This window comes from Streptosporangium sp. NPDC005286 (assembly GCF_040607515.1).
GTDB lineage: Bacteria > Actinomycetota > Actinomycetes > Streptosporangiales > Streptosporangiaceae > Streptosporangium.
This window is the reverse complement of record NZ_JBEXGU010000146.1, coordinates 1-23,921: the sequence shown is the minus strand read 5'-3', so window position 1 is coordinate 23,921 and position 23,921 is coordinate 1. Positions and strand designations below refer to the sequence as shown.

1 protein-coding gene is annotated in these 23,921 nt (G+C 74.3%); it reads right to left on the bottom strand.

All coding sequences use genetic code 11. From position 1 onward, the window contains the following. Positions 1 to 48: 48 nt before the first annotated feature. Complete coding sequence (locus tag ABZU75_RS35750; protein WP_355564257.1) at positions 49 to 23,856, bottom strand: type I polyketide synthase; 23,808 nt, start codon at positions 23,854 to 23,856, stop codon at positions 49 to 51. Positions 23,857 to 23,921 lie beyond the last annotated feature (65 nt).

Here is a 23,921-nt window from a genome sequence, read left to right as displayed (position 1 = left end):
TGGTCCCGCTCGTGGGCGCGGGACCATGACGGCGGGACGGCTCTCGGCTCATTGAGCTCCGCCGTCGAGGGCCGCCCGCACCAGCTCGTCGAGCCCCATCGAGTCGAGCGCGTCATCGGCCTCGTCATCGGTGGACGCCTCCGGGTCACCGGTCAGGTGCAGCAGCGCGTCCAGCACGCCGATCTCCCGCAGCCTGGCCATGGACAGCGACGCGAACATCGCCCGGACCCGCGCCTCCTCCTCGTCGACGCCCGAGGCCGCGCCCGTCTCCGGCAGGAGCTGCGCGATCACGTGGCCGGCGAGGGCCTCCGGAGTCGGGTAGTCGAAGATGAGCGTGGAGGGCAGTTTCAGCCCCGTCGAGGCCGTGAGCCGGTTACGCAGCTCGATCGCGCTGAGGGAGTCGAACCCGAGGTCCCGGAACGCCTGATCGGCGCCGATCGCCTCGCGATCGGAGTGCCCGAGAACCATGGCGATCTGGCCGCGCAGCAGGTCGAGCAGCACGCCAAGCCGTTCGGAGCCGGTAAGGCCGGCCAGCCTGTCCCGCAGGGCGGACGCCGACTGCGCGGCCACCTGCGCCGAGCCTGCCGACTCGACCAGCTCACGGTATCCCGGCAGCTCACTCAGCAGCCGGCTGGGCCGGCCCGCCGTGTAGGAGCGGACGAACCGCTCGTGCTCGATGTCGGCGACCACGGCGACCGGTTCGCCTCCGGCGACGAGGCCGCTCAACGCGGAGACCGCCAGCTCGGGGTCCATCGGGCGCACGCCCATGCGCCGGGACGCCTCCTGTGCCGCGGCCACCTCCGCCATACCGCCGCCGGCCCAGGCACCCCACGCCACCGCCGTGGCCGCCAGCCCGCGCTCGCGCCGCCGCTCGGCCAGGCCGTCCAACACCGCGTTGGCGGCGGCGTAATTGCCCTGGCCGGGGCTGCCGAGCGTGCCCGCCGCGGACGAGAACAGCACGAACACCGGCAGATCCAGCTCTCGCGTCAGCTCGTCCAGCACGACCGCCGGTGCCACCTTGGCGCGGAACACCGTCTCGAACCGCTCCCGGGTCAAGCCGTCCACCACGCCGTCGTCGACCACGCCCGCGGCGTGCACCACACCGGTCAGCGGGAACTCGGCCGGGATGCCGGCCAGCACGGCGGCCAGTGCGTCCGGGTCGGCCGCGTCGCAGGCCGCGACGGTCACCTGGGCGCCCAGCCCCGCCACCTCGTCGCGCAACTCGGCGGCGCCGGGGGCCTCCATCCCCCGTCGGCTGACCAGCACCAGGTGCTCCGCACCATGCCGGGCCAGCCAGCGGGCCAGATGTCCACCGAGCGCGCCGGTGCCGCCGGTGATCAGTACGGTTCCGGACGGCGTCCACTCGCCGGGTCCGTCGGCCTGGCCGGCGGGGTCCTGCACCAGTCTCCGGGCGTACGTGCCGGAGGCCCGGATGGCGATCTGGTCCTCGCCGTCCAACCCGGCCAGCACGCTCGCCAGCCGCCGCGCCGCTCCCCGATCGAAACCCTCCGGCAGGTCGATCAGGCCGCCCCACCGCTGCGGGTGCTCCAGCGCGGCGACCCGGCCGAGCCCCCAGATGGCGGCCTGCGCCGGATCGCGCAGGACGTCGCCGGGATCGGCCGCGACCGCGCCTCGGGTGAGGCACCACAGCGGCGCGTCGATGCCGGCCTCGCCCAGCGCCTGGATCAGCAGGGTGGTCAGGGCGAGCCCGCCGGGAAGCCCGGTGTCCCCGATGTCCACGGACTCCCGCAACGCCAGGAACGAGACCACTCCGGCGAACGGCCGGGTGCCGGCGTGCGCGCCCAGCCACTCGGCCAGCGCGGCCCGGTCCCGGGGTACGGCGGCGAGGTCGGCCACCTCCATGCGGACCACGTCGGCACCGAGCGCGTCGATCACCGAGCCCGTCCAGGTGTCCGTGCACAGTTCCTCGGGGAGCACCACCAGCCAGGGGCCGGCCTGCGAGACCCCGGGGGCGACCGCGCCGTCACCGGTGAGGGGCTTCCAGACGATCCGGTACCGCCAGGCGTCCATGGTGGACCGCCGGCGCCGCTCCCGGCGCCACGACGACAGCGCCGGCAGCACCTTGGTCAGCGCGTCACCGTCCACGTCGAGCCGCGACGCCAGCGCCTTGGCGTCCTCCTCCTCGACGGCCGCCCAGAATTCGGCGTCCACCGGGTCCGCCGCGCCGCCCGTGTCCGCCGCGCGGGTCCGATCCGGGCGGCCCGCGTCGGGCCAGAACCGCTCGTGCTGGAACGCGTACGTCGGCAGGTCCACCGGCCGGGCGCCGGTACCGGCGAAGACCGAGGTCCAGGCGGGACTCATCCCGTGCACGTGCAGCCGGGCGAGTGCGGTGACGAGGGCCCGGTGCTCGTCGCGGTCCCTGCGCAGCAGGGGGACCAGTTCCGCCTCGGCCTCCGCGGGGATGGTGTCGCGGGCCATCGCGGTCAGGGTCCCGTCCGGGCCGATCTCGATGTAGCGGGTCACCCCTGCCTCGTGCGCCGCCCGGATCCCGTCGGCGAACCGTACGGCGCTCCGTACGTGCGCCACCCAGTAGTCCGGGGAGCACAGCTCGGCCGTGACGAGATCGCCGGTCACGTTCGAGATCATCGGGATTCGCGGCACGGAGTAGGAGACGCCTTCGGCGACCGCCCGGAAGTCCGCCAGCATCGGCTCCATCAGCGGCGAGTGGAACGCGTGCGAGACCCGCAGCCGCCTCGTCCGGCGCCCGCTCTCCGCCAGCGCGCCCGCCACGTCGAGCACCTCCCGCTCCGCCCCGGCTATCACCACGGACTCCGGGCCGTTGACCGCGGCGACGGAGACCCGGTGCTCGTACCCGGCCAGCGCCCGCAGCACCTCCTCCTCGCCGGCCTGGACGGCGACCATCGCGCCGCCGGCCGGAAGCCGCTGCATGAGCGCACCCCTGGCCGCCACCAGCGCGCAGGCGTCCTCCAGTGACAGCACGCCCGCGACGTGCGCCGCGGCCAACTCGCCGACCGAGTGCCCGATCAGCACGTCAGGGGTGAGATCCCAGGACTCCAGCAGGCGGAACAGGGCCACCTCGACCGCGAACAGTGCCGGCTGGGTCCATCCGGTCCCATCGAGCAGCCCGGCCTCGGGTGTGCCCGCCGGGGCGAACAGGATCTCCCGCAGCGGGCGGTCCAGCCTGGCGTCCAGATGCGCCAGTACGGCGTCGAGCGCGTCGGCGAAGACCGGGAACCGGTCGTAGAGCTCGCGGCCCATCTCCGCCCGCTGGCTGCCCTGGCCGGTGAACAGGAACGCCGTCTTGCCCGCTCGCCCGATCCGGCCGTCGAGCACGTGGGGAGCGGGGTTTCCGTCCGCCGCCGCCATCAGGCCGTCCACCAGCTCCGCACGGCTGCCGGCCAGGACGACGAGCCGCTGCCGGAAGCTCGACCGGGTGGTGGCCAGGGAGTACCCGAGATCGGCCAGGCCGAGCTCGGGGTGCTCGACGAGGTGATCGAGCAGGCGTAGCGCCTGTGCCCGCACCGCGGCCGGAGTCTTGGCCGACAGCGGGACCGGCAGGAGTCCGGGAACCGCTGCGACGGGCATCCCGCGGAGCCCCGTATCGGCCCCTGACGGCTCGGTGAAAGGCGCCTCCTCGATGATCACGTGTGAGTTCGTGCCGGTGGCTCCGAAGGACGAGATCCCGGCCCGGCGCGGGCGTCCGGCATCAGGCCACGGCCTGGCCTCGGCCAGCAGCTCCACCGCGCCCGCCGACCAGTTCACGTGCGACGACGGCGCGTCCAGGTGCAGCGTCCTCGGCGCCACCCCGTGCCTGATGGCCATGACCATCTTGATCAGTCCGGCGACTCCGGCCGCCGCCTGCGTGTGCCCGATGTTGGACTTGATCGACCCGAGCAGCAGCGGTCGCTCACGGTTCTGACCGTAGGTCTCCAGCAGGGCCTGCGCCTCGATCGGGTCGCCCAGCCTGGTGCCCGTGCCGTGCGCCTCCACCACGTCCACGTCGGACGGGGTCAGCCCGGCACCGGCCAGGGCGCGGTGGATCACCTTCCGCTGTGACGGGCCGCTCGGCGCGGTGAATCCGTTGGACGCGCCGTCCTGGTTGACGGCCGAACCGCGCAGGATCGCCAGCACGTGATGGCCGTTGCGCCGGGCATCCGACAGCCGTTCGACGACGAGCATGCCGACGCCCTCCGCCCAGCCCGTGCCGTCGGCGGCGTCGGAGAACGCCTTGCACCGGCCGTCCGGGGACAGCGCCCCCATCTCGCCGAACTCGACGAAGCCCACCGGGGTGGACATCACGGCGACCCCACCGGCGAGAGCCAGCGAGCACTCCCCGGCCCGCAGCGCCTGGGCGGCCAGGTGCAACGCCACCAGCGACGAGGAGCAGGCGGTGTCCGCGGTCACCGCGGGCCCCACCAGGCCGAAGGTGTAGGACAGCCGGCCGGAGATCACGCTGGCCGCCTGGGCCGTCTGCGCGTGACCGTGATGATCGCGAGGTGGCTGGTAGTCACCACCGGTGGCGCCGACGTAGACGCCCACATCGCCGCCCCGCAGGCCGGCGGGGTCGATGCCCGCCCGTTCGAACGCCTCCCAGGCGGCTTCGAGCACCAGCCGCTGCTGCGGGTCCATCACCATCGCCTCACGGGGCGAGATGCCGAAGAAACCCGGATCGAAGTCGGCGGCGTCGTAGAGGAAACCGCCTCCGGCCGCCGTGCTGCGGCCACGCCCGTCGGCGTCCCCACCGGACAGCGCGTCCAGGTCCCAGCCCCGGTCGGCGGGGAACGCGCCGACCGCGTCCACCTCGCCGGTGACCAGCCGCCACAGGTCCTCCGGCGAGCGGACGCCGCCCGGGTACCGGCAGCTCATGCCGACGATGACGATCGGGTCGTCCGAGGGCGCGGCCGGTAGGGGCGCTCGGCTCTCCTCGCCGAGGCTCTCCTCGCCGAGCACCTGGGCCGCCAGGTGTCCGGCGAGTTCCACCGGTGTCGGGTGGTCGAAGACGAGCGTGGCCGGCAGGGTCAGCCCGGTCGCGGCGTTGAGCTGGTTACGCAGGTCGACCGCGGTGAGAGAGTCGAACCCGAAGTCCCGGAAGGCCCGATCGGCCTCGATCGCGGCGCCGTCCGCGTGCCCGAGGACCGAGGCGGCCCTGGCCACCACCAGTTCGAGGACGAGGCCCGTGCGCTCGGCCGCCGGCAGCCCGAGAAGGCGGTCCCGGAGCGCGGCCGCCACGGTGGGCTCACCGTCGTGGGCGCCGCCGCCCGCCGCCTCGATCGCCTGCCGGGCCTGGGGCAGCTCGTCCAGCAGCGGGGTCGGCCGCACCGCGAGGAAGGCCGGGGCGAACCGGTCCCACGCCACGTCGGCGACCGTCACCGCGCTCTCGCCGTTCGCGACGACCCGGCCCAGCGCGCTGAGCGCGAGCGCAGGCGCCAGGGCGGGCAGCCCGTTCGCCCGCAGGTGCAGGTCCATTCCCCTGTCCGTGGTCACGCCGCTGTCCGCCCATGCCGACCAGGACACGGCGGTCCCCACCACGCCTCGGGCGCGGCGCGCTTCGATCAGTGCGTCCCGGACCGCCTCCGCGGCGGCGGCGCCCCCTCGTCCGGCGACGCCCCAGACGCCGGAAAGCGAGCAGAACAGAACGAACGCATCCAACTCCCGGTCTTTCAGCAGGGAGTCCAGGTGCACCGCCCCGGCGGCGTAGGCCGCGGCGGTCGCGGCCATGTCCGCCGGCTCGGTCTCCTCCAGGGGAGCGGCCTCGGCCGGTTCCTCGGCGTAGATGACCGCGTCCGGCGGGAACTCCGCCAGCAGGGCGGCCACGGCCTCCCGATCCACCAGGTCGCAGTGCCTGATCGTCACCCGGGGATCCACCTCGGCGGGCTCCTGCGGGGCGGGGCGCCCGGCCAGCACGACTCGGCCGGCGCCCGCGTCGGCCAGCCAGCGGGCGATGCGCCCGCCGGAGACTCCCGTGTCCCCGGCGACCAGCACCGTGCCACGAGGCCGCCACGACCGGTCGGCGTCCCCGGCCGGGGCCGGGACGAGCCGGCGGCCGAACACTCCGGAGGCGCGCACGGCGACCTCGCTCTCGCCGTCCGGGCCGTCGGCCAGCACGCCGGCGAACCGGGCGACGGCCCGCCGGTCGAGCAGTTCGGGCAGGTCGATCATGCCTCCCCAGCGCCGGGGGTGCTCCAGCGCCGCCACCCGGCCGAGGCCCCAGACCGCGGCCTGACCCGGGCTCGGTGGCGAGTCGGATCGGCCCACCGACACCGCGCCTCGGGTGACGCACCACAGCGGCGCGTCGACACCCGCGTCGCCCAGCGCCCGCACCAGCGCGGCCGTCAACGCCACCTCGGGCAGGCCGTCACCGCCTGTCCCGGCGAGCGCCAGCAGGGAGATCACACCCACCGGCGCCCGGCCGTCGGCGTCCGGGCCGCCGAGCAGTTCGACGAGCTGTGCGGCCAGCCTCGCGCGACCGGTGTGCGTGACGTCGAGACGCATCAGGGCATCGGGGCCCGCCAGGGCGGCACCCACGGCATCGAGCGCCTCCGCCCACTCCCCCTCCTCGGACCGGCCGGCCGGGACGGCCACCAGCCACCTCCCGGATGGGACGGCGGACGGCACGGCGGCCAGGGGCTTCCAGGCCACCCGGTAGCTCCAGGAGTCCACGAGGGTGTGCTCGCGGCGCGAGCGGCGCCAGGATGACAGCGCGGGCAGCACCGTTGACAGCGAGTCCGCCTCCAGATCCAGCGTGGCCGCCACGGACGTCAGGTCCGCACGCTCGATCGCGGCCCAGAACTCGGCGTCCACCGGGTCCCCCGCCGGGGCGACGACCGGGGCGACGGCCTCGGGCCAGTACCTCCGGCGCTGGAAGGCGTACGTGGGCAGGTCGACGCGCCGCGCGCCGCATCCGGTGAAGAGGGACCGCCAGTCCACCGGCAGCCCGTGGACGTGCAGCCGGGCCAGCGCGTCCACGGCCGACGCCTCCTCGCCGCGGTCCTTACGCAGCATCGGCACGACCAGGGTGCCGGCCTCGGTACCGTCGGCCGCCAGGCAGTGCTGGGTCAGCGCGGACAGCACGCCGTCCGGGCCGAGCTCGACGAACGTGCTCACACCGGAACCGCGCAGGGTGCGCACGCAGTCGGCGAAGCGGACCGCCTGCCGAGCGTGGTCGACCCAGTAGTCGGGTGCGCAGAGCCGCTCGACGGCGACCGGCTCGCCGGTCAGGCCGGAGACGAGCGGGATGGCCGGCGGTGAGAACCCGAGCCCTCGTACGGCCCGGCGGAACTCCTCCAGCATGGGGTCCATCAACGGCGAATGGAACGCGTGGCTGACGGCCAGCCGGGTGGTCTTGCGGCCCTCGGCCGCGAGGTGGGCGGCGAGCTCGGTGACCGGCCCCTCCACCCCGGCGATCACCACCGCCGACGGTCCGTTGACCGCGGCGATCGACACCTCGTGCTCGCGCCCGGCGAGCATCGGGAGAACCTCGTCCTCGGTGGCCTGTACGGAGACCATCGCGCCCCCGGCCGGTAGCACCTGCATCAGGCGCCCCCTGGCGGCGACCAGGGTGCACGCGTCCGCCAGTGTCAGCACACCGGCGACGTGCGCCGCGGCGATCTCGCCGATCGAGTGCCCGGCCACCAGGTCCGGGCGCAGCCCCCACGACTCCGCCAGGCGGAACAGAGCCACCTCGATCGCGAACAGCGCGGGCTGCGTCCACTGGGTCTGGTCAAGCCGCTCGGCCTCGGGCGAGCCCGCCTCGGCGAACAGGATCGTCCGCAGCGGGCGGTCCAGCTCGACGTCGAGCTGCGCGAGCACCGCGTCCAGTGCCTGCGCGAACACCGGGAACCTGGCGTACAACTCCCGGCCCATGCCGGGGCGCTGGGAGCCCTGCCCGGCGAACAGCATCGCCGACCTGCCCGCGACGGCGGTGGCCTCGCCACGCGCGATCTCCGACACTCCGTCGGCGGTGGCCAGCAGCACCGCGCGGTGCCGGAACATCGACCGGCTCGCCAGCGAGTAGCCGACGTCCACCGGATCGAGGTCGCGGTCGGCGGCCGGTACCTGATCGAGCTGGGCCCGCAGCGCCTCCCGGGTCCGGCCGGAGACGACCCACGGCACGACCGCGGGAACCCTCCGCTCGCCGGGCGGCTCGGGGGACAGCTCGTCCAGGGGTGCCTGCTCCAGGATGACGTGGGCGTTGGTGCCGCTGATCCCGAAGGCGGAGACGCCGGCCCGCAGCGGTCGCCCCTTCCGCGTCCACCGCTGCGGCTCGGTCAGCAGCTCGACGGCCCCGGACGACCAGTCCACGTGCGACGCCGGTACCTCGACGTGCAACGTCCTGGGCAGCATGCCGTGCCGCATGGCCAGCACCATCTTGATCACACCGGCGACACCCGCCGCCGCCTGCGTGTGGCCGAGATTGGACTTGATCGACCCCAGCAGGAGCGGGCGATCCCGCTCCTGGCCGTATGTCGCCAGCAGGGCCTGCGCCTCGATCGGGTCGCCCAGCGCCGTGCCGGTGCCGTGCGCCTCGGCCGCGTCGACCTCGGCCGGGGACAGCCCCGCCGCGGCCAGTGCCTGCCGGATCACCCGCTGCTGCGACGGGCCGTTCGGCGCGGTCAACCCGTTCGACGCGCCGTCCTGGTTCACCGCCGACCCGCGTACCACGGCGAGGATCGGATGACCGCCCCGCCGCGCGTCCGACAGGCGTGTCAGCACGAGCACGCCGACGCCTTCCGACCAGCCGGTGCCGTCAGCCGAGTCGGAGAACGCCTTGCACCGCCCGTCGGGGGCCAGACCACCCTGGACGCTGAACTCGACGAACGAGTCCGGGCTCGACATCACCGAGACACCGCCCACCAGCGCCAGCGAGCACTCGCCGCCGCGCAGGGCCTGCGCGGCCCAGTGGAGGGCGACCAGGGAGGACGAGCACGCGGTGTCGACGGTGATCGCGGGCCCCTCCAGCCCCAGCGTGTAGGACAGTCGTCCTGACATGACACTCGCCGTGGTGCCGGTGGCCACGTGCCCCTGCACGTCCGCGCCGGAACTCTTGAGCAGGCCGACGTAGTCCTGGCCGTTGGTGCCCACGAAGACGCCGCCGTCGCTGCCCCGCAGGTCGAGGGGATCGATGCCGGCCCGCTCCAGCGCCTCCCAGGCGGCTTCGAGCACCAGGCGCTGCTGCGGGTCCATCGCCAGCGCCTCACGCGGTGAGATGCCGAAGAACTCGGCGTCGAACTCGGTCGCGTCCCGCAGGAAGCCGCCGACGCTCGTGGCCGACATCCCTCCGACGAGCGCCTCCAGGTCCCATCCCCGATCGTCGGGGAACGAGGAGATGCCCTCTCCCCCGTCCATCAGCAGCCGCCACAGCTCCTCGGGGGAGCTCACCCCACCGGGGAACCGGCAGCTCATGCCGACGATCACGATGGGGTCGTCGTCGGCGGCGCGTGCCGTCACGGCCTGCGATCCGGGCCACGACTCCTCGTGCGGCATCGAGCCGAGCAGTTCGGCCAGCAGGAAATCCGCCAGCGCGCTGGGGGTGGGATAGTCGTACACCAGCGTCGCGGGCAGGATCAGCCCCGTCGTCGCCGCCAGCGCGTTGCGCAGTTCGACGGTGGTCAGCGAGTCGAACCCCAGATCCTTGAACGGGCGGTCCGGCGCGACGCCGTCCACCTCGGCGTGGCCGAGTACCGCGGCCACCCGGCCGCGCAGCAGGTCCAGTACGGCCCGGCTCCGCTCGGCGACGGGCAGGTCGGCCAGCCACCGCCGGAACGCCCGCTCCGTCGTGACGGCCCCATCCGTCCCGCCCTCCGTCGCCCCGGCGGCCGCGGTCACCTCAGGCAGGTCGCTCACCAGCGGATAGCGCCGGATCGCGGCGAAGGCGGCGACGAAGCGAGGCCAGTCGACGTCGACGACGGTCAGCGTCGTGTCCTCGTGCTCGATCGCCTGCCGCAACGCGCGGATCGCCAGGTCCGGAGGCATCATCTCCAGGCCGACCCGGCGCATCCTGCTCTCCACCACGGCGCCGTCCGCCGCCATGCCGGCCCCGGCCCACGGCCCCCAGGCGATCGACGTCGCCGGGAGGCCCAGCCCGCGCCGGTGCTCCGCCAGCGCGTCGAGCACGGCGTTGGCGGCCGCGTAGTTGGCCTGGCCCGCGGCGCCGAAGGTCGCGGCCGTGGACGAGAACAGCACGAACGCCGGCAGGTCCAGCCGCTCGGTCAGTTCGTGCAGGTTGAGCGCGGCGACGGCCTTCGCCCGCAGGACCGAGGAGAGGTGCTCCGGCGTCATTCCGTCCAGCACCCCGTCGTCGACCACTCCCGCCGCGTGGAAGACCGCGGTCAGCGGCCGTTCCCGCGGGATCTGAGCCAGCACGGCGGCCAGGGCGTCGCGATCGGCGACGTCGCAGGCCACGACGCTGACCTGGGCGCCGAGGCCGGCCAGCTCGTCCCGCAGTTCGGTCGCGCCCGGAGCGTCCGGCCCGCGGCGGCCGACCAGCAGGACATGCGCGGCACCGGCGCCGGCCGCCCAGCGCGCGAGGCGGGCCCCCAGTCCTCCCGTGCCTCCCGTGATCAGCACGGTGCCCGCGGCGATCCGCGCGGCGCCCAGCGGGGCGGCCTCCCGCTCGGCGGGCTTCTCGCCGAGCGGAGCGCGCACCAGGCGTCGGCCGAACACCCCGGAGCGACGTACGGCGAGCTGGTCCTCGCCCTGCACGCCGTGCCCCTGAGCATCGGACAGCACGCCGACCAGGCGGGAGACGGTAACCGGGTCGAGGGTCTCCGGCAGATCCACCAGCCCGCCCCACAGCCTCGGCTGCTCCAGCGCCGCGGTCCGGCCGAGACCCCACACAGCGGCCTGCACCGGCCTGGACACCTGTTCCGAACGCCCCACCGACACCGCACCACGGGTCACGCACCACAGGGGTGCGTCGGCCCCGGCGTCACCGAGCGCCTGCGCCAGCGCGACCGTCAGCGCGAGACCGGCCGGAACCCCTGGATACCCGGCGAGGTCGTGCTCGTCCAGTGCCAGCAGCGACACGACCGCGGCGGGCCTGGAGCCGTCGGAACACAGCTCCCGCAGGCGCTCGGCCAGTGCCGCCCGGTCGGGCTCACCGACCTCGATCCAGTCGGTCTCCGCGCCCAGCGCGCCCGCCAGCGAGGTCACCCACTCCTCACCCACCGGCCGCACCGGGACCACCACGAGCAACCGGCCCCGTACCCTCGCGGAGGGCGTGGCCGTCGAGGAGGACAGCGGCTTCCAGACGGTCCGATACCGCCAGCCGTCCACGGCGGAGCGCTCCCGGCGGTCGCGGCGCCACGAGGACAGCGCCGGGAGCAACGCCTCCAGCGCGTCACCGTCGACGTCCAGCCCCTCCGACAGCGCCGCCACGTCGCCGCGCTCGACCGCGTCCCAGAAGCCGGCGTCCGCCGTGCCACCGGGCGCGAGTGCGGCGGCCGCCGCGGTGTCCGGCCAGAACCGCCGGCGCTGGAAGGTGTAGGTCGGCAGGTCGACCGTCTCGGCGCCGGTGCCGGCGAAGAACCCTCGCCAGTCCACGGCGAAGCCATGGACGTGCAGCCGGGCCACCGCGGTGGTGATGGCCTGCTCCTCGGCACGATCCCGGCGCGACACCGGGATCGGATGCACGCCGGGCCGGTCGGTGAGGCAGTCGGCGGCGAGGGCCGTGAGAACGGCGTCGGGGCCGAGTTCGAGGAAGGTGCCGACGCCCTGCTCGGCCAGCCACCGCACGCCGTCCGCGAAGCGGACCGGTCGGCGGATGTGCGCCACCCAGTATTCGGGGGAGCAGAGCTGCTCCGCGGTCGCCGCCTCGCCCGTCACGTTCGAGACGACCGGGATCTCCGGGGGCGCGTACGACAGGCCTCGCGCGACCCGGCCGAAGTCGTCGAGCATGGCCTCCATCCGCGGGGAGTGGAACGCGTGGGAGACCTGGAGCCGCCTGGTCCTGCGTCCTTCGGCGGCGAGCCGCGCCGCGATCTTCAGGACGGCCTCCTCCTCGCCGGCGACGACCAGCGACTCCGGGCCGTTGACCGCCGCGATCGAGACCTGATGCTCGTGCCCGGCCAGCAGCGGGAGCACCTCCTCCTCGCGGGCCTCCAGCGCGACCATCGCCCCACCGGCGGGCAGCGCCTGCATCAGGCGGGCGCGGGCCGCCACCAGGGTGCACGCGTCCGGCAGCGACAGCACTCCGGCGACGTGCGCCGCGGCGATCTCCCCCACCGAGTGGCCCGTGAGGTAGTCGGGCCTGATGCCCCACGATTCGAGCAGCCGGAACAGGGCCACCTCGAAGGCGAACAGCGCCGGCTGGGTGTAGCCGGTCTCGTCCAGCAGGGCGGCCTCCGCCGTACCCGCCGGGGCGAACAGCACCTCGCGCAGCGGGCGATCCAGATCCGCGTCCAGGTGGGACAGCACCTCGTCGAGCGCGTCCGCGAACGCCGGGAAGCGACCGTACAGCTCGCGGCCCATTTCCGCGCGCTGGCCGCCCTGGCCGGTGAACATGAAGGCCAGGGAACCGCGGACGGCGGTGCCGTGGACGACGGCCCCCGGAGCGACGGCACCGTCCAGCGGCTCTTCGGCCAGCGCCCGCAACCCGTCGATGATCTCCTGGCGCTCCCGCCCGACCAGCACCGCGCGTTGGTCAAGGTGCGACCGCGAGGTCGCCAGGGAGAAGGCGACGTCTGTGGGGTGCAGACCGGGCGACTCCTCCAGCAGGGACAGCAGCCGCCCCGCCTGGTAGCGCAGGGCCTGCTCGTTCTTGCCCGACACCAGCACGAGAACGACGACGGGCTCGGCCTCCCGGACCCGGGCGGCGGCGGGCGGCGCCTCTTCGAGCACCGCGTGGGCGTTGGTGCCGCTGAGTCCGAACGACGACACCGCGGCCCGGCGCGGGTGCCCGGCGCGCACCCACTCCCTCGGCTCGGTGAGCAGCTCGATGGCACCGCTGGACCAGTCCACGTGCGACGACGGCTCGTCCACGTGCAGCGTCCTGGGCAGCAGGCCGTGCCGCATCGCCATGACCATCTTGATCACGCCGGCCACACCGGACGCCATCTGGGTGTGCCCGATGTTGGACTTGACCGACCCCAGCAGCAGCGGACGGTCCGCGTCCCGGTCCTGGCCGTAGGTCGCGAGCAGCGCGTGCGCCTCGATCGGGTCGCCCAGCGCCGTCCCTGTTCCGTGGCCCTCGACGACGTCGACCTCCGCCGGCGACACCCCGGCGTTGGCCAGCGCCTGCGTGATCACCCGCTGCTGCGACGGGCCGTTGGGCGCGGTGAGCCCGTTGGAGGCGCCGTCCTGGTTGATCGCCGACCCGCGGATGACCGCGAGAATCGGGTGCCCGTTGCGCTCGGCGTCGGACAGCCGCTCCACCAGCAGCAGGCCGACGCCCTCGGCCAGGCACATCCCGTCCGCCGAGTCGGAGTACGCCTTGCACCGGCCGTCGGGGGCCATGGCCCGCTGCCGGCTGAACCCGATGAAGGCATCGGGGGTGGACATCACGGTCACCCCACCGGCCAGTGCCAGTGAGCTCTCGCCGTCACGCAGCGACCGGCAGGCCATGTGCAGCGCCACCAGCGATGACGAGCACGCCGTGTCCAGCGTGACGGCCGGGCCCTCCAGCCCGAACAGGTACGACACCCGGCCGGACAGCACGCTCGGCACGGTGCCGGTGACCAGGTGACCTTCCAGGCCCTCCCCCTGCCCGGTCATCGCCGCGCTGTAGTCCGCGTAGCTGGAACCGATGAAGGTGCCGGTCAGGCTGCCACGCAGCGCCGAGGGGGCGATCCCGGCCCGTTCGACGGTCTCCCACGCCGTCTCCAGCACCAGCCGATGCTGCGGATCCATCGCCAGCGCCTCACGCGGCGAGATCCCGAAGAAGTCGGCGTCGAACTCCGGCGCGTCGTGGAGGAAGCCGCCCTGGGTCGAGTACGTCTTGCCGGTACGCTCCGGATCGGGGTGGTAAAGTCCCTCGACGTCCCAGCCACGGTCCCCGGGGAACTCGGAGATGGCGTCGACGCCGTCGAGCACGATCTGCCACAGCTGCTCCGGCGACCGGACCCCGCCCGGGTAGCGGCAGGCCATCCCGATGATCGCGATCGGCTCGTCCGAGGCGGCCCGCACCGGGCCGGCCACGGCCGCCGATCCGGCCTGCGTCCCGGCGATCTCGGCGCGCAGGAACTCCGCCAGCGCCTCCAGGTTCGGGTGGTCGAACACCAGCGTGCTGGGCAGCGTCAGGCCCGTCGCACTGGCCAGCCGGTTGCGCAGATCGACCGCGGTCACCGAGTCGAAGCCCATGTCGCGGAACGCCTGCCGCTCGGCGACGGCGTCTGCTGAGGAGTGGCCCAGCGCGGTCGCCGCCTGGGCGCGCACCAGTTCCAGCAGCAGGCGGTCCCGCTCGGACGTCGGCAGCCCGCGCAGCCGGGTGACGAATTCCCCATCGCTCGCCGCGACGGCCGGCCGCTCGGCGATTTCGGCCAGCCGCCGTACGGCGGGCACCTCGCTGAACAACCGGCTCGGCCGCACGGAGGTGAAGACCGGGAAGTACCGCTCCCAGTCGATGTCGGCGATCGCCGGCGCGGTCTCCTCGCCGGCCAGCGCCTGCCGGAACCCTTCGAGCGCCAGGTCCGGCTCCATGAACACGAGCCCGCTGCGCCGGATCTGCTCGGGATCGACCCGCCCGAGATCGCGGTCGTCCGACCAGATGCCCCAGGAGATCGACGTGGCCGGCAACCCCCGGGCACGCCGGTTCTCCGCCAGCGCGCCGAGGAAGGCGTTGCCCGCCACGTACGCCGCGTGCCGCCCGCTGCCCCACATCCCCGCCGTCGAGGAGAACAGCACGAAGGCGTCGAGCTCGTCCGCGTCCAGCAGCTCGTCCAGATGCCGGGCGCCGACGACCTTGGCCCGCACCACCTCGGCGAACGCCTCGATGGTGGTGTCCTGCAGGGTGTGCAGCTCGATGGAGGCGGCGGCGTGCACCACCGTACGGACGACGTGGCCCTCCGCCCGCAACCGCGCGAGCAGGCCGGCGACGGAGTCGCGATCGGACACGTCACACGCCGCCATCGTGGCGGTCGTGCCGAGCTCGGCCAGCTCGGCCAGCAGCTCGGCCGCGCCGGGAGCGTCCATGCCACGGCGGCTGGTCAGCACCACCTGCTCGGCCCCCTCGGCGGCGAGCCAGCGGGCCAGGTGCGGGGCGAGCGTTCCGGTGCCGCCGGTCACCAGGGTGGTCCCGTGCGGCGTCCACCTGCGCGCCGGCTCCCGGTCCACTGCCGATACGGGCGCCGGCACCACCCGTCGGGTGAACAGGCCGGAGGGCCGGATCGCGAGCTGGTCCTCGCCGCTGCCGCCCGCGAGGACGCTCGCCAGGCGCCGCGCCGCGCGCTGGTCGAGCGTCCCGGGCAGATCGACCAGGCCGCCCCACCGCCGCGGGTGCTCCAGCGCGGCCGTCCAGCCCACGCCGTGGACCTGCGCCTGGACGGGGTTGGTCACCGGATCCGACCGGCCGGTGGAGACCGCACCACGGGTGAGGCACCACAGCGGCGCGTCGATGTCCGCGTCGCCCAGGGCCTGCACGAGCGCGACGGTCAGCGCCAGACCGGTGGCCAGTTCCGGGTATCGATCGGTGGGCTGTTCGGCCAGGGCCAGCAGGGACACCACGCCGGAGACGTGCTCCCCCTCGTCGAGCGAGGCGTCCACCCCGGTGCCCGGTGCCCCGGCATCGCCCGGCGCACCGGCCGGCACGCCGGTCAGCACGCGCGCCAGCAGAACGCGGTCCGTGCACGACTCGTCGAGCACGACCCTGCGGACCCGCGCGCCGTGCATGGTCAGCGCGTCGGCGACGTCATCGCCCGTGAGGCCCTCTGGGGTGACGAGCAGCCACGTGCCCGACAGGGGGGTGGCGGCGAGGCCGGTCATCGGCCGCCACGCGACGCGGTAGCGCCAGGAGTCCACGGTGGACCGGGCCCGTTGCCGGCGACGCCAAGAGGACAGCGCGGGTACCACCGCGGCCAGTGCCCCCGTGCCCACGTCCAGTCCCGAAGCCAGCGAGTCGAGGTCCTCCCGCTCCACCGCCGCCCAGAACCGCTCGTCCGCCGGGTCCGCCGCGCCGGTCGTCCGCGCCTCGGCGCGCCGTATCCAGAACCGCTCCCGCTGGAAGGCGTACGTCGGCAGCTCCACCCGGCGGGCGCCCGTGCCGTCGAAGGCCGCTCGCCAGTCGATCGGCACGCCGCGCACGAACACCTCCGCCAGGGAGGTCAGGAAGCGCTCCGCGCCGCCCTGGTCGCGGCGCAGAGTCCCGGCGACCACCGTGCCCGCCGTGGTCCCACCCGCCTCCTCGGCCGTCTCCTGGATCGCACCGGTCAGCACCGGGTGCGGGCTGACCTCGATGAACGCCCGGTACCCAGCGGCCAGCAGGCACCGCACAGCGGGTTCGAACCGGACGGCCCGCCGTAGGTTGCGGTACCAGTAGTCCGCGTCCAGCTCCGTGCCGTCCAGCCAGTCCTCGGTCACCGTGGACAGGAACGGCACCTCGGCCCGCTGCGGCCGGATCGCCGACAGGGCCTGCGGCAGCTCCTCCTGGAGCCGCTCGACATGGGCCGAGTGCGACGCGTAGTCGACCGCGACCCGCCGGGCCCGCACGCCCTCCTCGGTCAACCGCCGCGACAGCTCATCGAGCGCGTCGGGGTCGCCGCACACCACGACCGAACGCGGCCCGTTGACCGCCGCGATCGAGATCCGCTCACCCCAGGGGCGCAGCCTCTCCTCGATGTCCGGCACCGGGAGCGAGACCGACATCATCCCTCCGGCGCCGGCCAGCCGCCGTGCGATGGCCTGGCTGCGCACCGCCACCACCTGCGCGGCGTCGTCCAGAGACAGCGCGCCCGCCACGCAGGCGGCGGCGATCTCACCCTGGGAGTGCCCGATCACCGCGTCGGGCTCCACCCCGTGAGCACGCCACATCGCCGCCAGCGAGACCATCACCGCGAACGACACCGGCTGCACGACATCCACCCGGTCCAGCGACGGCGCGCCCTCCACCTGGCGCAGCACGTCGATCAGCGACCAGTCGACATGCCGGCTCAAGGCCAGGCCGCACTCGGCGATACGCTCGGCGAACACGGGGGACTGCTCCAGCAGCAGGGCGCCCATACCGGCCCACTGCGCGCCCTGCCCCGGGAACACGAAGACCGTCTTGCCCTCGACGTCCGCCACTCCCTGGGTCGCGCCCGGCGCGGACTCGCCCGCGGCCACCGCCCGCACCGCGGCGGAGAGCGCGTCGCGGTCACCGCCCACCACGACCGCGCGGTGCTCGAACGCCGACCTCGACGTCACCAGCGAGAAGCCCACGACGGCCGGATCGGGCTCACCGAGGTCGGCCACGTGCGAGGCCAGCCGCCGCGCCTGTGCGCGCAGCGCCTCCGCCGTCCGGCCCGACACCACCCACGGCACCGCACCGGGAGCGTGATCACGATCGGAAGCGGCGGCATCGGCGCTGGGACCTGCGAGCACGACGTCGCCGGCCGGTTCCTCCGCATCCGGCGCCTGTTCGAGGATCGCGTGGGCGTTCGTGCCGCTGATCCCGAAGGAGGACACCGCGGCCCGGCGCGGCCGTCCGGTCTCCGGCCACGGCATGGCCTCGGTCAGCGGCTCGACCGCGCCCGCCATCCAGTCCACGTGGGACGACGGCGTGCCCACGTGCAACGTCTTGGGCAGCACCCCGTGCCGCATCGCCATGACCATCTTGATCACGCTGGCTACGCCCGCCGCGGACTGTGTGTGGCCGATGTTCGACTTGACCGACCCGAGCAGGAGCGGGCGCTCCCGGCCCTGCCCGTACGTGGCAAGGAGGGCTTGGACCTCGATGGGGTCGCCCAGGCCCGTACCCGTGCCGTGCGCGTCGATCGCGTCCACCTCGGCCGGGGACAGCCGCGCACCTACCAGGGCCTTCCGGATCACCCGCTGCTGGGAGGGACCGTTGGGCGCGGTCAGCCCGTTGGACGCGCCGTCCTGGTTCACCGCCGAACCGCGCACCACCGCAAGGATCGGGTGGCCGTTGCGCCGCGCGTCGGACAGCCGCTCCACCAGGAGCAGGCCGACCCCTTCCGCCAGGCTCATCCCGTCGGCCGCGTCGGAGAACGCCTTGCACCGGCCGTCGGCGGCCAGGGCCCGCTGGCGGCTGAACGCCACGAAGGCGGCCGGGGTGGTCATCACCGTCACGCCGCCCGCCAGGGCGAGCGAGCTCTCACCGTTACGCAGCGACTGGCAGGCCAGGTGCAGCGCCACCAGCGACGACGAGCAGGCCGTGTCGACCGTGACCGCGGGCCCTTCCAGGCCGAGTACGTACGACACCCGGCCGGACAGCACGCTCGGGATGGTGCCGGTGACCTGGTGTCCCTCGGCGTCGGCGGCGTCCGAACCGTACTCCTGGTAGCTGGAGCCGATGAACGTGCCGGTCGAGTGGCCGCGCAGCGCGAAGGGATCGATCCCGGCCCGCTCGATGGCCTCCCACGCGGTCTCCAGCAGCAGCCGCTGCTGCGGGTCCATGGTCAGCGCCTCGCGCGGTGAGATCCCGAAGAACCCGGGGTCGAAGTCGCCGGCGTCGTGGAGGAACCCCCCTTCGACCGAGTACGTCGTGCCGGAGTGATCGGGGTCGGGGTCGTAGAGCCCTTCCGCGTCCCAGCCCCGGTCGGCGGGGAATCCAGAGATCGCGTCGACCCCGTCGGTCACCAGTTCCCACAGCTGTTCGGGAGAGCCGACGCCGCCGGGGAACCGGCAGGCCATCCCGATGATCGCGATCGGTTCGTCGGCGTGGGCGGCGACCGGAGCTCCGGCGTCCGCGCCCACCTCGCCCGCCGAGCCCACGACCTGCGACCGCAGGAACTCCACCAGTGCGGCCGGGTTCGGGTGATCGAACACCAGCGTGCTCGGCAACGCCAGGCTGGTCACCGCGACCAGCCGCTTTCTCAGCTCCACCGCGGTCAGCGAGTCGAAACCCAGCTCGCGGAAGGCACGCCGCTCGGAGACCACCTCGGCTGAGGCGTGCCGCAGCACGGCCGCCACCTCGGCGCGCACCAGATCCAGCAGCCTGCGCCGCTGCTCCTTCTCGGTCAGGTGCCGCAGCCGCGCGACGAATTCCGGGTCGCCGGAGGCCCCTGCCCCGTTCTCGCTCTCGTGCTGTGCCCTGACCTCCGCGAGCTCGCCGAACAGGTGGCTGGGCCGGGTCGAGGTGAAGATCGGATAGAACCGGTCCCAGTCGACGTCGGCGACCGTCACCACCGCGTCCCGGCCGCCGGCCGCCCGGCTCAGCTCGCCGATGGCGAGATCGGGCGGCAGGAAGGCCAGCCCGCGCCTGAGCAGGTAGTCGGCCATGTTCTCGGTCGCGGCCATGCCGGCTTCGGCCCACGCACCCCAGGCCACCGACGTCGTGGCGAGACCGCGCGCACGCCGGTGCTCGGCCAGCGCGTCGAGGTAGGCGTTGGCCGCCGCGTAGGCGCCCTGCCCCGCGCTGCCCCACACCCCGGCGATCGAGGAGAACAGCACGAAGAAGTCGAGCTCGCGATCTCCGAGCAGGCCGTCCAGGTTGGCGGCGCCGGCCACCTTCGCCGTCATCACCTCGGCGAGGGTGGCGGCGTCCGCCTGCTCAAGGGGCGCGACGGCCTCCCCCACCCCGGCCGCGTGGACGACCCCGGTGAGCGGGTGCTCGGCCGGGATCGTGGCCAGCACGGCGGCCAGCGCGTCGCGATCGGCCACGTCGCAGGCGACGACGCTCACCTCGGCCCCCAGCGCGAGCAGCTCGTCGCGCAGCTCCGCCGCCCCGGGGGCGTCCATGCCGCGCCGGCTGGTCAGCACCAGGTGCGTGACGCCGCCGCGTACCAGCCACCGCGCGGTGGCCGCGCCCAGGGCGCCGGTCCCGCCGGTGATCAGCACCGTCCCGCCGGAACTCAACGCGGTACCACCGCCGACCGGGTCGGGCGCGGCCGGGTGACGCCGCAGCCGCCGGCCGAACACGCCCGACGCCCGGACCGCCACCTGGTCCTCGCCGTCCAGGCCCGCCAGCACGCTCGCCAGCCCCTGGGCGGCACGCCCGTCGACGACCTCGGGCAGGTCGACCAGGCCGCCCCACCGCTTCGAATGCTCCAGGGCGGCGACCCGGCCCATACCCCATACCTGCGCCTGGACCGGACGTGTCACCCGGTCGCCGGGAGCCGCGGACACCGCGCCACGGGTGACGCACCACAGCGGCGCGTCGATCTCCGCGTCGCCGAGCGCCCGCAGGAGCGCGACCGTGAGCACGAGACCGCTCGGTACCGCCCCGCCGTCCGCGACGGGCGCCTCCGTCAGTGCGAGCATCGACACCACACCGGAGATCTCGTCCATCTCCCGGAGCCGGGCCGCGAGCGACGTACGGTCGGCGTCCGTCCCCTCCAGCACGAGCCGCCCCACTCGCGCCCCGTGACCGTCCAGCGCGGCGACCACGTCGCCATCCGGGATCCCGTCGGCGGTCACCACCAGCCAGGTGCCCTCCAGCATGGTGAGAGGGGGCGTACGGCGGGGCTTCCACTCCACCCGGTAGCGCCAGGAGTCGAGCGCCGACGCCTCGCTCCGGCTCCGTCGCCACGACGACAGGGCCGGGAGCAGGGTGTCCAGCGAGGAGGAGTGCTCGTCGCGCAGGCCAAGGATCGCGGCCACGTCCCCGGCGTCGCCGCGCCCGACCGCGTCCCAGAGCCGCGCGTCCGCCGGATCGGCGGCCGCGTCGTTCACGGCCGACGGCGGCTCCGGCCAGAACGACTCGTGCTGGAACGCGTACGTCGGCAGGTCCACCCGGCGGGCCCCGCGGAGCAGGGTCGGCCAGTCGACGCGTACGCCGTTCACATGCAGCTCGGCCAGCGCGGTCATGAGGGCGGCGCTCTCGTCGCGGTCGCCGCGCAGCACGGGCAGCAGCAGCGCATCCGCCTCCGCGGGAAGGGCGTCCTGGGCCATCGCGGTCAGCACGCCGTCCGGCCCGATCTCCAGGAACGTGGTCACACCCGCCCCGTGCAGCTCCCGCACGCCGTCGCAGAACCGGACCGTCTCCCGCACGTGCCGCACCCAGTAGGCCGGTGAGCACAGTTCGTCCGTGGCGAACCCTCCGGTCACGTTGGAGATCACCGGGATCTGCGGGGGTGCGTACGACACCGTCTCGGCGACCGCCTGGAACTCCGCGAGCATCGGCTCCATCAGCGGAGAGTGGAACGCGTGCGACACCCGCAGCCGCTTGGTCCTGCGCTCCCGGGCGGCCCACCCGGCGGCGACCTCCAGCACCGCGGCCTCGACCCCGGCGATCACCACCGATGCCGGGCCGTTGACCGCCGCGACGGACACCTCGCCCTCGCGCCCGGCCAGCGACTCCAGGATCTCCTCCTCGCCGGCCTGGATCGCCACCATCGCACCGCCGGCCGGGAGCGCCTGCATCAATCGGCCCCGTGCGGCCACCAGCGCGCAGGCGTCCTCCAGCGTCAGCACCCCGGCGACGTGCGCCGCGGTGAGCTCCCCGATCGAGTGCCCCGCCAGCGCGGCCGGGCGCACGCCCCACGACTCCACCAGCCGGTACAGCGCGACCTCCAGGGCGAACAGCGCCGGCTGCGTGTACACCGTACGGTCGAGCAGCTCTGCGTCGAAGAACAGTGCCTCCCGCAGCGGACGGTCCAGGTAGGAGGCCATCTGGGGGGCCAGCGCCGCGAGCACGCCTTCAAGGGCCTCGGCGAACACCGGGAACCGCTCGTAGGTCTCCAGGCCCATGCCCACGCGCTGAGCACCCTGGCCGGTGAACAGGAACGCCGGCTTCTGGTCGTACCCGGCCTGGCCGCGTACGACTCCCGGCGCGGCCCGGCCGCCGGCCAGCGCGCGCAACCCGGCCAGCGCTCCGGCATGGTCCTCGGCCAGCACGGCGGCCCGGTGCTCGAAAGGGGAACGGGTGGTCACCAGCGAGAACGCGACGTCGGCCGGCCTCGTCTCGGGACGGCCCTCCAGGTGGGACAGCAGCCGCGCGGCCTGCTCCCGCACCGCCTGCTCGGTCCTGCCCGAGATCGGCAGCGGCAGTGGCAGGCCCGCCATCGGCGGCCTGTCGGCCGAGGGTGCCGCCCCCTCGGCCGACGGAGCCCGCTCGACGGTGTCCTGTTCGATGATGAGGTGAGCGTTGGTGCCGCTGAAGCCGAACGACGACACGGCGGCCCGGCGCGGGTGGCCCGTCTCCGGCCACTCCCGCGCCTCGGTCAGCAGCTCCACCGCGCCCGCGGTCCAGTCCACGTGCGAGGACGGCGCGTCGACGTGCAGGGTCTTGGGCACGATGCCGTGCCGCATGCCCATGATCATCTTGATCACGCCCGCGACACCCGCCGCCGCCTGCGTATGGCCGATGTTCGACTTGATCGACCCGAGCAGCAGCGGGCGGTCCTTGGGCCGGTCCTGGCCGTAGGCGGCCAGCAGCGCCTGCGCCTCGATCGGATCACCCAGGGTGGTCCCGGTCCCGTGCCCCTCCACCACGTCCACCTCGGCCGGGGACAGACCCGCTCCGGCCAGCGCCTGGCGGATCACCCTCCGCTGGGAGGGGCCGTTCGGCGCGGTCAGCCCGTTGGACGCACCGTCCTGGTTGATCGCCGAGCCCCGCAGCACCGCCAGCACGTCGTGACCGTTGCGCCGGGCGTCCGACAGGCGCTCCAGCACCAGCACCCCGACGCCCTCGGCCCAGCTCACACCGTCCGCGCCGTCCGCGAACGACTTGCATCGCCCGTCCGCGGACAGCCCCCGCTGCCGGGAGAACTCCACGAACGGTCCGGGTGTGGCCATCACGGTCACACCGCCGGCCAGCGCGAGCGTGCATTCTCCCGAGACCAGCGCCTGTGCCGCCAGATGCACCGCGACCAGCGAGGACGAGCAGGCCGTGTCGACCGTCACGGCCGGGCCCTCCAGGCCCAGGGTGTAGGACACCCGGCCGGAGACGACGCTCGCGGCGGTCCCGGTGCCCCGGTAGCCCTCGAACTCGCCCGCGCCCAGCATCCCGCTGTAGTCGGTGTACATCACCCCGGCGAACACGCCCGTCCGGCTGCCCCGGAGTGTGACCGGGTCGATTCCGGCCCGCTCGACGGCTTCCCACGAGGTCTCCAGCAGAAGTCGCTGCTGCGTGTCCGTCGCCAGGGCCTCCCGCGGGCTCATCCCGAAGAAGTCCGCGTCGAACTCCGCCGCGTCGTGCAGGAAACCGCCCTGTCTGGTGTACGAGCTGCCCGCGTGGTCGGCGTCCGGATGGTAGAGCGCGTCCAGGTCCCAGCCACGATTGACCGGAAATCCCGTGATCGCGTCACGGCCCTCGACCACCAGCCGCCACAGGTCCTCCGGTGAGGCGACGCCACCCGGGTAACGGCAGCTCATCCCGACGATCACGATCGGGTCGTCGGCGGCCGGCGCGATCGTGGCCGGAACGGCCGCGTCGTCCTGCTCGCCCAGCACCTCGTCCAGCAGGAACTCCGCCAGTACGGTGGGCGTGGGATGGTCGAACACCAGCGTGGCCGGCAGGCGCAACCCCGTCGCCGCGTTCAGCCGGTTGCGCAACTCCACCGCGGTCAGCGAATCGAAGCCCAGCTCGCGGAACTCCCGCCGGACGTCCACGGTCTTCGGCGAGGCATGCCCCAGCACCAGCGCCACCTCGGCCCGCACCAGGTCCACCAGGACCCGGGCACGGTCGGCGCGTTCCAGGCCGGCCAGCCGCCGGACCAGTGTGCCGCCACCGGCCGCGGCCATCGACGCCGCCGACCGGCGCAGGTCCCGCACCAGCCCGCGCAGCAGATGCGGCACCTCGCCATGCGCCCGCAGCGCCGCCAGGTCGAGCCGGACCGGGGCCACGGCCGGCTCACCCGAGCAGACGGCCGCGTCGAACAGCGCGACGCCCTGCTCCGGGGTGAGCGCCG